A 16,223-nucleotide genomic window follows, 5' to 3' on the forward strand; every position below is an offset into this window, starting at 1 on the left:
CAGGCAACAGTCGCCGCCGCCTCTCGGTCCGCCCGGTCGCCACCAGCACCTCATCGACCGGATCCGGACCCACAACCCTCGTCAGCACACCCAGACCGATCCGATCAGTCAGCCGACCGGCCGCCTCCAACTCCGCCACGAACCGGCACCATAGTCCGAAACCAACTGCTGCACAGCCGATCTCACATGCGGACCGAATCAGCACCAGTCCACGGCGTTGACCTGAGCAAACCTCCAAAGTTAACGGCATTGCTACCAAACCCAGGGCGGTTCACCGACACCGAATGGGATCGGCTCGAATCGCCTGCAACACACTGGCGATCTTGCTGAGATCAGGTCATTGTGACACCGTCTGTCCCGTCTATATCTGTCTATTGTGAATGGTGGTGAGTCGTGCCAGAGTTCAACGGGCACAACGGCGCCGGGCAGCTCAGTCTGAGCACAGCGGCCGCGCGCAAGCTGTCGTCGACGACCAAGTCCGTACCGCAGATGCAGGGCATCACCCCGCGCTGGCTGCTTGACCAGTTGCCTTGGGTGGAGGCCAGGGGTGGTGCGTACCGGGTCAACCGGCGGCTGAACTACACGCTGGGCGACGGGCGACTGAACTTCCACGCCACCGGCAATGCGGTACAGGTCATTCCGGCCGAGCTGACCGAACTCCCATGGCTGCGGAATTTCGCCGATACCGACGCGTTGCAAGCCCTTGCCGACAGATTCACCCAACATGAATACGAACCGGGGGAAGTGTTGGTAGCGGCAGGCACTCAAGCCGACCAGCTCCATCTGCTCGTACACGGACGGCTCACCAAACTCAGCGAAGGCGAGTTCGGGGAAGAGTCGATCCTGGAAATCATCGCCGACGGTGACTATTTCGGCAACGAAGCATTGATCGGCCCCGAGAGTGCCTGGAATTACTCGATCAAGGCCACCACAGCCTGCACGGTGATGTCACTGCCAAAGTCGGCCTTCCAGGAGCTGCTCGAACAGTCCGAGGCACTGCGCGACCAGCTGGAGCGCTATCAAGCGACCAGAGGAAAATCGCAGAACGCTCATGGCGAGGCCGGTGTGGACGTCATGTCCGGTCATCGCGGTGAGGTTCCCATCGCAGGCACATTCGTCGACTATGAACTCGAGCCACGCGAATACGAGCTGAACATCGCGCAGACCATCCTTCGAGTGCACACCCGGGTCTCCGACCTCTACAACGAACCGATCGACCAGCTCGAGCAGCAACTGCGACTGACCATCGAAGCGGTGCGGGAGCGTCAGGAGTACGAGCTGGTCAACAACAAGGAATTCGGCCTGCTGCACAATGCGGACTTCAGCCAACGGATCTACACCCGTAGCGGCCCGCCCACTCCGCACGACATGGATCAGTTGCTTAACACCGTCTGGAAGAACCCCAGTTTCATTCTCGCCCATCCGGATGCCATTGCCGCCTTCCGCGACGAGTGCACCCGACAGGGTGTTTCCCCGGAAACCATCCACGTCCCCGGCGGTCGACTGTCCGCATGGCGCGGTGTGCCCATCTATCCCTGCTGGAAAATCCCGATCAGCGATCGGCGCACCACGTCGATCATGGTGGTGCGCACCGGCGAAGCGGAACGGGGCGTCATCGGTCTGCGCAAGACCGGCCTGGTCGACGAGTACGAGCCCGGCCTGAGCGTGCGGTTCATGAGCATCGACGAGAAGGCGATCGTCAACTACCTGATCACCTGCTACTACTCGGTGGCCGTGCTGGTGCCGGACGCCCTGGGCGTGCTGGAGAACGTTCAGCTCGGGAGCGCCCATGGCCCCCACCGCTGATGCGGACCCCTTCGCGCGCGCCCGTGAGCTGATCACCCCCGGCCTACAGGCAGCGGTGGACCAGATGAACCCAGCGACGCGCCAGGTCATCGGCTACCACTTCGGCTGGTGGGACGAACAGGGCCGTCCCCAGGCAGAAGGTGCGGGCAAGGCGGTGCGGCCCACTTTGGCGATGCTCGCGGCGCGGGCCGTCGGCGGCACCGCCGAACGCGCGACCAACGCGGCCATCGCGGTCGAGCTGGCGCACAACTCCTCATTGCTGCATGACGACGTCATAGACTCCGACCGCACCCGGCGCCACCGCCCCACCGCGTGGACGGTCTACGGCATACCTGCAGCCATCCTCGCCGGTGACGCCCTGGTAACACTGGCTACTGAGGCTCTCATCGCCGACAGGCCGCCGCTGGCCACCGAGGGGGTGCCTCGACTCAATGCGGCACTGCTGCGGGTGGTTGACGGCCAAGTCGCCGACATGGCGTTCGAAGGCCGGTCTGACGTGCGGCTCGACGAGTGCATCGAGATGGCCGGCAACAAGACCAGCTCATTGTTCGCCGCCGCGTGCGAGCTTGGCGCGATTGCCGCCGGAGCCACGCCACAACGAGTCCGGCAGCTACGCCAGTTCGGCGAGCACCTCGGCCTCGCATTCCAACTCGTCGACGATCTCCTCGGCATCTGGGGCGATCCGGCCACCACCGGCAAGCCCGTACTGTCCGACCTACGTACCCGCAAGAAGTCACTGCCAGTGGTGGCCGCCCTGGTCACTGGCAACAGCGCCGCCAGGCGGTTGGCCCAGCTGTACTATCGCGCCGATCCGCTGGACGATGCCGATCTGCGGACCTGCGCCGAGCTCATCGAGCAGGCTGGGGGACACTCTTGGGCACGTGCGGAAGCGCAGCGCCAACGCGATGCGGCTCTGAAGTGTCTACGGGCGGCGAATCCGGAGTCGAAAGCCGCAGCGGAACTAATGTCCATCGCGCAACGGCTCAGCGCTGTGCCCAACACGACTGGGCCCAACACGACGGCACTGGATATCACCGACATCACTGGGGCGATCCCCGTGCGCCCCAACGGTTTCGGCACCGCCACCGCGCGGCAAGCTGTTGGCAGGCGCGCGACGGTGACTACCTCTGCTCTGTAGTTCGGCGTGGGTTTCGTTGATCGGGCCGATATCCGCTCACGCGCGACCCCCATCGCGCTCGACGATATGGAAGGAATACAGATGGCTCCGAGTGTTGCGGTCATCGGCTCCGGTGTGTCCGGTATGACTGCGGCCTACTTGCTGCGCAACAAGTTCGAGGTCACCGTGTTCGAGGCAGACTCCCGCCTGGGCGGTCACGTCGACACCCGGCATCCCGAACCCGGCTGGCCTGCGGAGATGGCGTTCGCGATTGCCAGCACCATCCACTACCCGAACTTCACCCGGCTAGTGAAGGACCTCGGAGTGGCGACTAAGCCAGTGGACGTGTCCACGGAGGTGTCGTGCTCCGACTGTGGATTCGCCCACCGCAGCGACGATCCCATGGAGCTGGCCAGCCTCCCGTGCCGCCCACCTGGCGTCAGCGAACACGTCTGGCACCGATGCGTCGAGGACTCCAAGCGATTCGTGTCGCACCTGCGAGAGGCCATTCACGCCGAGCCGGACACCACCCTCGAGCAGTTTCTGCTCAAGGAAGAGTTTTCCACTTACTTCGCTGAGCACTTCGTCTACCCCCGGTTGCGGGTATGGCTCCTGACGGACCTCAGGTACACCCCCATCGGGTATCTGACCAACGTGCTGGACCGCTACGGGCTCCTCGGCGGTGCCGAGGCATTCCGATCCTGGTACGTGCTGTCCGAAGGTAGTGCGGCCTACATCAAGCGCATCGCCGCTACCGTGACCTCGATCAAAACCTCGACACCGGTACGCGCGGTCAGCCGTACCGGCGACGGAGTCGCCATCCGGGACGCCGCCGGGAACATCCACCACTTCGACAAGGCCGTGCTGGCCTTGCACGCCCCGCAGGCGCTCGCCTTGCTCACCGAACCCACCGCCGAGCAACGGTCCGTACTCAACGCGTTCGACTACACGCCGCTCGAGGCGGTGCTGCACACGGACGAGAGCATGCTGCCCACCGGATCAGGCAGCGCCGGTGTCGCGATCCAACTGTCCTGTACTAACCCACATCTGCCGCCGCTCACTGCCCACGCAAACATGAATCGAATGCGCGGTGAGACATCGTCCACGACGTACTGGGTGACCTACGACCCCTTCACTCCGGTGAATCCGGCCAGTGTGCTGGCCCGTGAGGTCTTCCGCCACCCGACCATGACCCTGCGGTCCGCCGCGGCCCAACGCCGCCTGCCCGCGCTGTCCGATCACGTCCTCGCCTTCGCGGGCTCTTACCATGGCGACGGCTTCCACGAATCCGGCTGCGCCTCGGGGGTCGCGGCGGCGGAGGCACTCACCGGCAAGGATGCCGAGACCCTGTTCACGGAAGCAGCGTTCAAGGAAGCAGCATCCCCGAGCGTGCACACCGCGAATCGAACCCCGGACCGGTCCCGGCCCAAGCCACGGGGCCGCGCGGTACGCCTCCCGTCGACAGGCCGCCCTCCGATCAGGCACCTTCGACCGCCCGGCCTTGACGTCCTTCACTTCTCCGGGCGCCGCGCCCTTGCCGCCGTCCCCGACGCCGGCCACCGCGCGATGGTCGCCAGCGTCCTGGCCTCCGGCCTGGTCGACGAAATGATCGCCCGCACTGCGGACTTCGACCCGCCCATCAACCTCGCGCAGGTCCGCGCCAACGTCAACACGCTCACCACCGAGTTCGAGGCCTTTGGCGTCACCGTTCCCGCTGCCACCACCAGGGACCTCACGCAGATGCGCGCCCTGCTGGTGCCCGTCGCCGACGACGCGCTCGCCCTTGCCCTCGACCGCCTCTGGGTATTCACCCTCAACGTCGACGATGTGTGCTGCCACGATCCCGTGGAAGCCGAAGCCATCATGCGGGACGGCATGCTGGCTGGGCAGTCCGCATCATCGTCGTACACCGGATACATCCAGCACATGTTCACCGAAGTCGCGCGGTTCTGTGATCCGACATTCCTAGCCGTCTACAAGACCTTCTTCTACAACGCGATTACCGGCGTCCTCATGGAGGCAGAGTTCACGCCGGAAGCGTCCGACGAGATCGACAGTGACTTCGTCCGCACTTTCAACGGCTACGGCCAGTTCTGGTTCACCTCACTTCAGTTCATCGACCCCTGCTTGAGCGCCCACCGCAATCGGGCATTCTGGTCGGCGGCGCTGAGCTCCGGTGAGGCGTTTCTCAGCGACATGAATGACGTCCTGTCCTTCTACAAGGAGGCGGTGCATGGTGAGGACTTCCTCGTCAGCAGGATCTATCGCCGCTCGGTACAGGAGAACATTCCTTACCTCGCCGCCTACCGCAGGAGCCTCGACGGCGGCCGGGCCGCCTACCGCCGAATCCTGGATCTCGCCACTGACGAGCAACGCCCGCACCTAGACCGCTTCTTGACCGGCTACGTGTACTGGCACTTCCACTGCCGTCGCTGCCGCTGGCAGGACATCTACCCTGGCCTGCCCCCGATCGACATCTAATATGTCGGCGGTGTGGAAGGAGAACGCATTGCCACCGCCCAGGCGAAGGCGCTTGCCGCACTGTTGAAATGGCAAGCGGACCATTGCGACGTCGACCGGTGCTGAATTTAGCGCGCTGACGACTTGGTTCCTGGTCTCGTGCTGCTAGAGGTTTGTACCAGGGTAGCCGTTTGACCTGTGCGTCTTCAGTGTGCGCGAAATCGCGTATGAACGACGAATAGTGCCTTTGAGGGATCGTACCTGCGACGCCAAAAGTCGCCTTAGCCCGCGGAAACACTGTCGCAGGTAAGTGCTCTCGGCAGGACACGCAAAACATGGGCAACTGAAAAACGCCTGGTCATCGTGGGTACCTACCCGGTCTGACGATTGCGGTGCGCCCGCACGGATCGGTTCCCCGTTCCCAACTTCGTCGTGCCCAGGGCAGGGCGTGTCGAACGTTCGCGGGAGAGTTGACCGGCGGGGCGGTTGGCGGCGGGGTTCTGGGCACGTGGCTGTCACGTTCGTATCAAAAACTCCATTTGCTTGTGATCTTTTTGCAGAGCTATAACAATTGTCTCTCCAATCGGGGGCACATACGTCAATGTTCCGTCTCGTTCGTTGGCATCACGGAGTCCGGCCCGACTTGTGCGGAAATGTTGCAGGAAGCGGGAATCCGTGAGAGTTGCGAAGTTTGTCTTCACGTCGGGGAAACGTCGTGGGCGACGGATCGATGTGGAAGACTCGATCGTGGCGGGCGGCTCCACACAGGCGGAGACTCTCGTGGGTGACGAGAGGCCTTGTTCTCGTTGCCGGCTATCAGGATCTGGTACTTCGAAATCCCTTTGCTGGTCTGGTTCATGAACCGGACGGGCGAGGAGTGAGTCACACGTCAGAAGTGACCGACTACGAAGGAGATAGCCATGGCGAGTACGCAACAGGCAACGCCGGGCAGGCGGCCACGAAAGGGCAAGAAGAGCGGGCCGGTGACCGAGTATTGCGCCTTGTGGCATATAAAGCCCGGACATGCCGAGCAGGTGATCAATGAGATTGCGGCGGGCCTTTCGAGCCGGGGGGATGTACGGGACATGTATAAGAAGATCGGCGTTCACGACGCCAGGTATGTGGTTCTCGACAACGGTACGCGGCTTCTCATCACGATTAGCTTCGACTTGGATTTCGACCCCTACTTCGATGACGCCATCGCATCCCTGGTTGGCGGCGACAAGAGCCAGATCAAGTTCGGCTGGATGAATCACCTTGTGGAGGCACCCGAAGGCGGCTACGACTCCATGTCGTGGGAGGAGTTCAAGAATTGGCTGGTCGAGACTCAGACGGAAGCCGATATCTTCGCCAATACCAACGAGGCGACCGTGCAAGAGATCGACAAGGCGCTGCGTGTGCAGCAGGCGTTCCAACAGGTGCTCGACCACCCCGATGCCGCGCAGGCGCTCCAGCACCCGGCGTTGAAGCCGCTGCTGGAGGAAGCGGCGGGCTGAACCCGCACGGCGCAACGGTTGGCGGAGGCCACCGGTTATGGAGACGAACGTATCCATGGCAACAGTAGAAGAAGAGCCTGTCGTGCTCGAATTGGATGATATCCAGAACGGGGCCATACATCCGCGGCCCTCGCCGTATGTCGGCGCCTATATTGTGCTGCGCATCGACGACCGGCGCGCCGGTCGCGAGCTGTTACGCAGGCTGATTCCGGCGATCGCCGACGCCACCAGTCCGATGGATCCAAGCCACCAGGCTTGGGTCAGTGCCGGACTCACCTTCCGGGGCCTCGAGGCGCTGGGTGTTGCGCAGGACTCGCTCGACAGCTTCCCCCTGGCGTTCCAGCAGGGCATGGCCGCGCGCGCGGCAGAGCTGGGGGATGTCGGTGACAGCGCCCCCGAAAACTGGGAGAAGCCGTTTGGGACCCCGGATGTCCATGTCGGGCTCAGCGCGCTCTCGCCCGACGCGGCGCGGCTCGAGCCCGTACTCGCCCGTGCCCGGACGGCGTTTGAGGGACTCTCCGGGGTCACCGCTCTATGGAGCCTGGATTGTCACGTGCTGCCCACGGAGAAAGAAGCCTTCGGGTTCCGGGATGGCATCAGTCATCCAGCAATTGAAGGCAGCGGTATTCCGGGATCGAACCCCCGAGAGAAGCCCCTTAAGGCGGGCGAGTTTTTGCTGGGCTATGAGAATGAGCGGCATGAGCTGTCTCCGATGCCGCGGCCCGAGGTCCTGGGTAAGAACGGCACCTACGTCGCTTTTCGCAAGCTGCACCAACGCGTTGCGGCGTTTCGCCAGTATCTGAAGGCGAACTCCTCGAGCCCGGAAGAGGAAGACTTTCTCGCGGCGAAGATGATGGGGCGCTGGCAGAGCGGCGCGCCATTGGCGCTATGTCCCATGCACGATGACCCTCAGTTAGGTGCCGACCCGAAACGCAACAACGATTTTCTTTTCAAGGAAGACGATCCGCAGGGCTTGAAAACCCCTCCCGGCTCGCACATTCGACGTCTGAATCCGCGCGACTCGGACATCAGCGGCTTCGCGCGTTTTCATCGCATGATCCGGCGCGGCACCAGTTACGGCCCGATGCTTGCGCCCGGGGGCATCGAGGACGATGGCGCCGAACGAGGGTTGGCGTTCGTCTTTGTCGGCGCGAACTTGGAGCGGCAATTCGAGTTCGTCCAGTCGGAGTGGGTGAACAAGGGGCAGTTCTTTCATGGCCCCGTCGGCGATAAGGACCCGATCGCGGGCGCGAACAGCGGAAGCGATCACTTCACCATCCCTCAACAGCCGATTCGCCGGCGGCTACAGGGTTTGCCGGCTTTCGTCGTCACACGGGGAGGCGAGTATTTCTTCGTGCCCGGCCTGCGCGCCCTGCACTGGTTGGCCGATCTCGAGACCTGACGAGGAGAACGCAGCGATCTGACGCGCCCTGGCCCGCCCGCACTTCCCGACGGGATGGTCGGCACCTGCGCTGGATGAAATCGCGCTCCACCAGAGTCTTTTCGATGGTCTACAGGAGTTGGTGAGAAATGTCTGACCATAATTCCGGGCCTCGGGCCTTAGCAGATCCCGTTGTGGACATCACCGACGTCTACGCCTTCCCCAGTCCGGAACAGCCCGGCTGTCTAGTCCTGGTGCTCAACGTGTTTCCGAACGCAGAACCAGCCGCGCTGTTCTCCGATGCGGTCGACTACCGATTCCGGCTGCGGCCGGTCACGATCCCGGGCGGAACCGCTCCCGCGTTTGTTGTCGGCGAGAAGGAATACACCTTCAGCTTCCGTTTCGCGGGCCCGGTCGAGCACCAGGCCGGCTCGCCGCTCGCGCAGGAAGGCACCTGCACCGCCTCGACCGGCCAGACCGCGTCCTTCCTGGTGAACGACGAACAGGGTGGAAAGGCTCACGGCCTGCGCGCCTTTGCCGGACGGCGGATGGATCCATTTTTCTTCGACGGCGTCCGGGCGGCGCAAACCATAATGACCCGACAGCTGGCGTTTGTCAGCGTCGGCGACAGCAGGCAGTACCGCCAAAACGTCCTCAGCATCGTCGTCGAGCTCGACATCGCCACGACTTTCGGGGCGGACGCCGGACCGCTGTTTGCCGTCGTTGGCGAAACGATGATTCCCGGGCCGATCACGGTCCGTCTGGAGCGCTTCGGCCGCCCCCTGATGAAGAGCGTCGTCCTCGGCGCAAAGGACTTCGATACCGTCAACCGGGATCTGGATATTCGCGATCTGTATAACCAGGAGGACCCATATAACCTGGGGCCGACATACCTTGCTGCGTATCGGGCGCGGATGAACGCGAATCTCGGCTTCTGGGATGGCCTCGACCACAAGACCGACTGGCCGCCGGACGCGCACGGCACCCACCCTCTGACCGAGCTGCTGTTGGCCGATTTCATGGTGATCGATGTGTCGAAACCGTATGCCGAGGATAGCTACTTCGAGATCGAGCGGGCGTTACTGAAGGGCGCCAGCCATCAGAGCTGTGGTGGCCGAAGCCTCAATGACGATGTCGGAGACACCATTGTGACGACGCTGGTCAATGCCGGCAACGGCGCCCGGATCAGCGACGGTGTCGACCAACAGGCAGTTCGGGCCTCTCGCACCTTCCCATATCTCGTTCCCCCGGAACTGAACCCTCCGGCCAAGATCGAGCTTTCCCTTGACAAGTCCGGGTGAGGACGGTGATGACGAGACGCAGCGACCCGGCAGCCACCGGCGGGATGATCGATGGCGAGTTACCAACGACGGCAGGTGTTCTCGCGCTGGCGAATCTGCAAGCGCAGATCGACGGCCAGCAGCGGATGGCCCTCGGGGGAGGGCTCGATGTTGGTGGTCGAGCCGAGCTCATTGAACTAGTGGCGCTGCGGGGGCACATCCTCGGTTGCATCGCAGACTACGAATGGGCGCAAGCGCGGGCCGAACAGCTCGCGCGCGATCGCCCCGCCGACGACGTAGCCCTCATCGCTCGCGCCCGGGCGCGGGCGACATTCCATCGCTTCACCGATGCGCTGGGTGACCTCGATGAAGCCCGGCGGCTCGGAGCAGATGCCGCCGTGGTGGATGCCGAACACGCCGCGATCCTGCAGGCGGTCGGACGCTACGGCGAAGCCCTCACATTCATGCGGGAGGCTGTGAAACGCCGAGCCGATTTCGCCTCTGTCGCGGCGCTGGCTTCGCTCTGCGCTGAGAGCGGGGATGTGGCCACCGCTGAGTATCTATTCGACGAGAGTCGGGATCACTACCGTGGGGTCTCGCCGATTCCGCTGGCGCAGCTCTACTTTCGGCGCGCCCAAATGTGGCTCGCGCAGGGGAATCTCCCACACGGGCACAGTTGGCTCAGTGCCGCGCATCGCCGCCTTCCGGCCTACGCCCCCGCGCAAGGCCATCTGGCCGAAGTCGAGGCGGCCCTCGGCGAGACCGACTCCGCGATCGCCCGGCTGCACCCGCTGACGATCTCCTCCGACGACCCTGACTACCCGGCACAACTCGCCCGCATACTGAGCGAGGTCGGCCGCGTAGAAGAGGCTCGTGAATGGTGTGCCCGGGCGGCAGCCCGCTACGACGAACTGGTCGCGCGACATCCCGAGGCCTTCGCCGACCACGCAGCGGAGTTCTGGCTCAACGCAGGTGCCGACCCCCATCGGGCACTACAACTCGCGAAGAGGAACCTCGAGGTCCGCCAGACACTACGGGCCCATGAGCTCCTCTCTCGCGCCACGCGTGCAGTTGACGGTGCTCGGACCGGAGACAGGAGATAGGCGTAGCGGACGTCATCGTTATCGGTGCCGAACCGGCCAGTATGTTCGCCACACAAGCAACGGTGCGCCCTCATTGGGGCATCATCTCTTCTGCAGACCGAACAGTTAGGGTTGTTGCCGTCCGGTTCCTGTGGGTACATGGCCTCGTTCGCGTACCGCATTCCACGCCAACCTATTTCACGCTCACCGCAGCGGCTATCGGGCACCTCGCCGGACGCGACCCCCGGTCGAATAGACCGGCGCTGACCGCAGGCGTCATCGTCGGGCGGATCGGCTCTCGTCTGCGCGCATGCCCGAGTTGGAGTGTGATCTGATCGAGAACCTTGCGCGTGGCTGCGAGCAACGAGGTCGATCCCGTCGACTCGGTGATATCCGAGTCGGACGTGCCGGTGAGCCGGGTCTCGATGGGCGACCGGGGCGGAGGTGACGACCATGCATCAGCCGGATCGGACGGTAGTCCGGTCGGGATACCTGTCCAACGGGTGTCGACATGGTGTGTGACGGGTTGACGGCGTCCTTCGAGGTTCGATGCGTCGGTGGTGCGGAAGGAGAGCGCATCGCTGCCGCGCAGGCGAAGGCGCTTGCCGCGCTGTTGAAATGGCAGGCGGGTTGCTCCGAAGTCGGCCGGTCCTGAATTCCGGCGAGTTGCCGGCCCGGTTGCCCATGTTTTGTGTTTCCTGGGGGGCTCGCACCAAGGCAACCGTTTGACCTGCACCTTTCGGTTTTGTTGGCTATCCGGAAGCGATGCACAGATCAGGAAAACCTGTTGACCTGCGGAAACGCGTCGCAGGTTTGTGCCCTCGGCAGGATTCGAACCTGCGACACCCGCTTTAGGAGAGCGGTGCTCTATCCCCTGAGCTACGAGGGCTGAACTGGTGGCGCCGGGGCACCGGTTTGGGACGACCGGGAGTCTACCGGTTCGGGGGCGGGTGGGCCGCATCGATTTGGTCGGGGGTGTGATGCGGGCGAGATCGGCTGCCGGGTAGTGGGTGGACATAGGCCTAGTTGCCAATACGGGAAACTGGGCGGGACGACGCAACTGTCTCAGACAATGAAGCGGCAAAAGTGCGCTCGGAACTATCCCCAGCCGCAACAACGTGTGGTCGAGATCTGGTCGCTCCCGTCGCATCGCCCGTGCGCAGGCGGTCACCTCCACCCGCATCGGCCGCGCTCAGGCAGTCAACTCCACTCGTATCGGCCGCGCTCAGGCAGTCAACTCCACTCATAACGGCCGTGCTCAGGCGGCTAACTCCACCCGTATCGGCCGTGCTCAGCCAGGCCGTCAGAACCCGCCGTTGAAGCCACCTCCATCAAACCCGCCGCCGTCGAAACCCCCACCATCGAACCCGCCACCGGAGTCGTACCCGCCACCGGAGTCGTACCCGCCCTGATCGCCGGAGTACCCGCCCTGATCACCCGAGTCATGCCCTTGATCCCCACCCGCCGTGTCGAGCGCGTCCTGATACCCCTCGCCGTAACCACTTTCGAACCCCTGCACGTCATACCCCACCCCGGACATCCCGGAGAACAGCGATGAGAACAGTAGGGCGGACCCCAAACCCCAAGCGCCGCCGATCAATGCGGGTCGCCACCATGGCTCGGAGTACCAGCCTGCGGGCACCGGCCGCCCGGCGACGCGGCCGCCCGGATGGTAGTTCGGCGTCTCCGCGGAGGGATTCGGCGAAGCGGCGACCTCGCGGCCCTCGTATTCGACGACGCGCTTCTCGGTGACCCGCCCTGCGGTGTCCTGACCGTCCAGCGCCGGAATCACCGGGCCCGGATCCAGCAACATCGCAGTACGCGCCGCGCGGATGTAGTACATGCCCTCGACCGCGGTCTGCTTCGCCAACCGCGCCTGGGCCGGCGTGTGCGCCTGCTCGATCTGCGAGCCGGCCGCGATATGCCGCTCCGAGGCGTCGGCGAGTGCCTGCTTCGCTGCCTCGTCGCTGCTGTTGAGGTTGTAGACCTGACCCCCGAGCCGCTCGATCATCTGCCTGGCGTCGGCGGCCGCATCATCGAACTCGCGTACCGCACGCTGTTTGGTCTGCTGCGTCTGATAGATGACGTAGGCCGCCGCGAGCAGGATCACAACGCCGATCAGTACCCACAGCATCGCTCGCGCCCTTTCGTCATCGGTCCAGGTCGCCCCGAGTTTACTGGGGGATTGCTGAGACTCGGCTGAGCTTCGGCGGGCGGTGTCCCGCCGTGTCCATTGTCCGGCGAGCCGGCGGGCGATGACCAGACGTTGGATCTGATTGGTGCCCTCGAAGATCAGCATCACCTTGGCCTCGCGCATAGCGCTCCGCCGGGAAGTCCTGCGTGTAGCCGTAGCCGCCGAACACCTGCACGGCATCTGTGGTGACATTCATCGCGGCATCGGTGGCGATTAGTTTGGCGACACTTGCCTGACGCGAGTGGGGGAGTCCGGCATCGCCGCGCCGCGCGGTAGGTCGCGCGCGCCGAATCCACGGCCGCGGCCATATCGGCGAGTACGAAACCGGGGCTCTGATGGTCGATGATGTGGCGGCCGAAATCGAGGGTGCGCTGCGCGAGTCCCGTCGCGATCGCCGCAATGCCGAGGCGACCCGAGTCCAGAGCGCTGAATGCGATCGAAAGCCCTTGTCCCTCAACATCTATCAGTCTTTCCGCAGGTAAAAAGGCATTGTCGTAGGCGGCGGTGGTCGGAATTCCACGCAGCCCATCTTCTCTTCGGACTTACCGGAACTCAGACCTTCGGTGTCGCTGGGCGCCAGGAAACAGGAGATGCCGCGCGAACCCTCGCCGGTCCTGGCGAAGTTCGCCGCCACCGAACTCCTCCGGATACGGCAGGCTCAGCAATCCCGCCGCGCCGAGTGCGGGGAAGACGCCGTCCGGAAAGGTTCCGGTCCTCTCGGATTCGACCACGCGTGGCTCGAGCACCTTGTCGGCGATATCGCGGGTGAGCTCGATCAGGCTGCGGGCCTCGGGCGTCGGCGGCATCCGGTCAACAGGCATATCACCTGCCTACCCGGTCGGTGCGGGGGCGCGACAGTGTGGCGAAGGTGTGTCCAATTGGACACACCTTCGCCGCCCAAATCGGGCACAACGCACGCGCGCGCGTAAATGGCGTGTCCGCAATCAGCGGTAATTCATCTTCGCTATGCGAAACTTGGCCCCGCCACACTTCTGCACTCCTCACCCTGGGAGGACTGTCCATGAAGAATTCTGTTGCGCCACTGGAGCTACCCGAGCCGTTGGTCATAACGCTCGGAAATCTCAAAGGCGGCGTCGGCAAGACGACATCAGCGTTTTTCTTGGCCGCATATTTCGCACAGGTCCACGAATTGCGTGTGCTAGTCATCGACGCCGACCCGCTCAGTCAGACCGGATATTCCTGGTACCGGCGCCTGCTCAAGGGCGGGATCGAGGTGCCGTTCAAGTTGATCGCCTTCCCGTCGCGACATGTCGACGATTGCATTACCGACAATGCAGGGAAATTCGACGTGATCATCATCGATGCCGGTGGTGAGTCGGCCGAGATATTCAAGGCGGCGATACCGCAGAGCGATGAGCTGATTCTGTTGACCAGTGTCAGCCCATCGGAGGTCAAGCGGGTGCCGAGTACGTATAAGGCCGCCGAGGAGGCCGCGGCCGATAGCGGCCGCGAGATCCGGGTGCGGGTACTGATGACCAAGGTGCCGGTGACGATTAAGAACGGCGTGAACGTCTCGACCGAATACCGCACGCAGCGCAGAAATCTGGAGGATGCGGGCTATGACGTATTCGGATCCTATTTGAGCGCGTGGAAGTGGTATCGGGAGGCGGCCGACGGGGAGGTCGGTGACGGCGCCGAGAATCCGATCGTGGATCTCGGCGAATATCGGCAGGTCGGCGAGGAGTTGGTGAGTCCGTACCGGGTCGCGGTGGAGGTGCCCGCCTGATGCCTCCGCAGCGTAGGAAGGGTTCCATCGGTAAGGGCTCGATCGGCGGCGCGAATCCGCTGGCCGATAGCGCCGAGCACACGCCCCCGGTATCCCCGCTGCGGGATGCCGAGTGGCGAACGGTCCCGCTGAGCGCGGCGTCGCTGGAGGTAATCGCGCCGCCGGCCGAGGCGAATGTATTGACGATGCCGCTGCCCGCGCCGAACGAAACCGCGCCGGACGAACCGCTCGACGAGCGCGAGCAGGCCCAGTTGACGGCTTGCGAATCCTCGATCGATGGCCTGCGCGTCGCCTTCTGGTCGGCCGGACGCGCGCTGCAAATAGTGCGCGACGGTCGGCTCTACCGGGATCGGCACGCGAGCTTCGACGAGTATGTGGAGCAGCGCTGGGATATGCAGCGGTCATACGCGCACAAGCTGATTCGGGCCTGGCCGCTCGCCGCCAAATTGCATCCTGTTGCGCCCGCTATCAATGAGGGGCAGGTTCGGGAACTGCTACCAGTGGCCGCGCAGCACGGCGAAGACGCGGCGGTAACCGTGTACACCACGATTGCCGGTGCCGATGATGTGAAGGTCACTGCGGGCAAGCTTCGCGAGGCCGTCGCGCTGCTGCCCGAGCGGTTCGACAAGGATGAGGTGGTCGAATTGCTACAGGCGTGGCTGCGCGGGGATTTGCGCCACCGGTCGAATGAGCGGGCCGTCGATCTGTTCGCGGCGGTGGAATCGCGGTTCGCCGCGCTGACGCGACGAGTTGTCAAGGGCTCGAACAATGATCCGGCGGCGGCGCGCGAATTCGCCGCGAAACTGCGCACTCTCGCCGAACAGATCGAGGAGCAGATCATCGCCTGAGTCGTTTTGGAGTGCCGAATGCCCCGTCGCGGAAGCGGTTCCCCGGCGGGGCATTTCGTTTTAGTTACACTTTTGTTATCGTTAATGCGCGTGTCGTGTCGTCTAATTGGTGATTATTGCGCGAAATATGGCGATCGGATCCGCTGGACTACAGATCACCGTGATGGTTTTCGAATTCATTCGAGGTCTTGGTGAAGTCCCACACGCCAATGCAGTTCGGCGTCGCACGGCGAGCCAGGAACTTCGATACGAGCATCGGAGGACCGGATCATGGCATCAACTACGGAGGGTCGATATTCTCGGTTCCTGCGGCGCGCGCTCCCATGGGCCGTCGGCGCGGGAGTCATCGCGGGCGCGGCAATCGTCGCGACTCTGCTCGCAGGAGGTCAAGCGTCAGCGAAACCGCTGACAGTTCCAGGTATCGGGGCATTCGAAGTCCCGGAACAGTTTTCGATTCCCGACATCGCGGTTCCGACGGATGGGCAATCGTTGCCCGCTCCGATTCCCGCGGTAGCGGATTCCGTCGCGTCTTCGGAAATCGCGCCCGCTGAAGTTCCGGGGAAGGAGCTTTCGGCGCCACTCGCGGATCCCGCGCAACTCGATGTGCCGCTCGGGGTTCCGAGTAATGAACTTTCTATTCCACCAATGATTCCGGGCGCGACGTTCTCGACGCCCCTGGCGATTTTGAATATCGAGCGTTCTGCACTTCCATTGTTTTCCGCTATTGAGGTTTCTCCTTCGAGTGACGCGCCTGTCGCGATAAAGGGCAAGGAGCTCGCTGCGCCGCTTCCGGGTTCCGAACTTGCGGTGCC

At 63.7% G+C, this 16,223-nt stretch carries 11 protein-coding genes, 1 tRNA gene and 2 pseudogenes; 10 read left to right on the top strand and 4 right to left on the bottom strand.

Annotation, left to right across the window (positions count from 1 at the left end):
* Position 1: 1 nt before the first annotated feature.
* Positions 2 to 250: pseudogene (locus ACIBJI_RS17365) on the bottom strand (hypothetical protein); the annotation flags it as partial.
* A 143-nt stretch (positions 251 to 393) separates the two neighbouring features.
* Between ACIBJI_RS17365 and ACIBJI_RS17370 the strand changes: the two are divergent.
* From ACIBJI_RS17370 to ACIBJI_RS17400, 7 genes are all read left to right on the top strand, one after another.
* Positions 394 to 1,806, top strand: coding sequence for a family 2B encapsulin nanocompartment shell protein (locus ACIBJI_RS17370; RefSeq protein WP_327098619.1), 1,413 nt, complete (start codon positions 394 to 396; stop codon positions 1,804 to 1,806).
* Positions 1,790 to 2,944: a polyprenyl synthetase family protein gene (locus tag ACIBJI_RS17375; RefSeq protein WP_327098620.1), complete on the top strand. Its 1,155-nt coding sequence runs from the start codon at positions 1,790 to 1,792 to the stop codon at positions 2,942 to 2,944. Before ACIBJI_RS17370 ends, ACIBJI_RS17375 begins: the two co-directional genes overlap by 17 nt.
* Before the next feature lie 81 nt (positions 2,945 to 3,025).
* A complete protein-coding gene (locus tag ACIBJI_RS17380; RefSeq protein ID WP_364347294.1) occupies positions 3,026 to 5,404 on the top strand; it encodes an FAD-dependent oxidoreductase in 2,379 nt (792 codons plus the stop codon).
* A gap of 899 nt (positions 5,405 to 6,303) precedes the next feature.
* Positions 6,304 to 6,879: a hypothetical protein gene (locus tag ACIBJI_RS17385; protein WP_397084863.1), complete on the top strand. Its 576-nt coding sequence runs from the start codon at positions 6,304 to 6,306 to the stop codon at positions 6,877 to 6,879.
* Positions 6,880 to 6,934: 55 nt separating this feature from the next.
* Positions 6,935 to 8,281, top strand: coding sequence for a Dyp-type peroxidase (locus ACIBJI_RS17390; RefSeq protein ID WP_364347298.1), 1,347 nt, complete (start codon positions 6,935 to 6,937; stop codon positions 8,279 to 8,281).
* A 128-nt stretch (positions 8,282 to 8,409) separates the two neighbouring features.
* Positions 8,410 to 9,561 carry a DUF4331 family protein gene (locus tag ACIBJI_RS17395; RefSeq protein ID WP_364347300.1) on the top strand — a complete coding sequence of 384 codons (1,152 nt, stop codon included), beginning with the start codon at positions 8,410 to 8,412 and terminating at the stop codon, positions 9,559 to 9,561.
* Between the two features lie 8 nt (positions 9,562 to 9,569).
* A complete protein-coding gene (locus tag ACIBJI_RS17400; protein ID WP_364347303.1) occupies positions 9,570 to 10,643 on the top strand; it encodes a hypothetical protein in 1,074 nt (357 codons plus the stop codon).
* Positions 10,644 to 11,438: 795 nt separating this feature from the next.
* On the opposite strand, the gene ACIBJI_RS17405 is transcribed toward ACIBJI_RS17400, so the two are convergent.
* The 3 genes and pseudogenes from ACIBJI_RS17405 to ACIBJI_RS17415 all read right to left on the bottom strand — a co-directional run.
* Positions 11,439 to 11,511, bottom strand: a tRNA-Arg gene (locus ACIBJI_RS17405).
* Positions 11,512 to 11,925: 414 nt separating this feature from the next.
* Entirely contained in the window at positions 11,926 to 12,756 is an 831-nt protein-coding gene (locus ACIBJI_RS17410) for a DUF1542 domain-containing protein (RefSeq protein ID WP_397085132.1), read from the bottom strand.
* Positions 12,757 to 12,858: 102 nt separating this feature from the next.
* Positions 12,859 to 13,637, bottom strand: a pseudogene (locus ACIBJI_RS17415) (acyl-CoA dehydrogenase family protein); the annotation flags it as partial.
* Positions 13,638 to 13,837: 200 nt separating this feature from the next.
* Here ACIBJI_RS17415 and ACIBJI_RS17420 point away from each other — a divergent pair.
* From ACIBJI_RS17420 to ACIBJI_RS17430, 3 genes are all read left to right on the top strand, one after another.
* A complete protein-coding gene (locus ACIBJI_RS17420; RefSeq protein ID WP_397084864.1) occupies positions 13,838 to 14,563 on the top strand; it encodes a ParA family protein in 726 nt (241 codons plus the stop codon).
* Positions 14,563 to 15,411 carry a hypothetical protein gene (locus tag ACIBJI_RS17425; protein WP_364347309.1) on the top strand — a complete coding sequence of 283 codons (849 nt, stop codon included), beginning with the start codon at positions 14,563 to 14,565 and terminating at the stop codon, positions 15,409 to 15,411. The genes ACIBJI_RS17420 and ACIBJI_RS17425 overlap by 1 nt, the downstream gene beginning before the upstream one ends.
* Before the next feature lie 489 nt (positions 15,412 to 15,900).
* The coding region (locus tag ACIBJI_RS17430) for a hypothetical protein (RefSeq protein ID WP_396957377.1) at positions 15,901 to 16,223 on the top strand (323 nt) is incomplete at its 3' end.

The sequence above is a fragment of the Nocardia sp. NPDC050408 genome (assembly GCF_044458905.1).
Taxonomy (GTDB): Bacteria; Actinomycetota; Actinomycetes; order Mycobacteriales; family Mycobacteriaceae; genus Nocardia.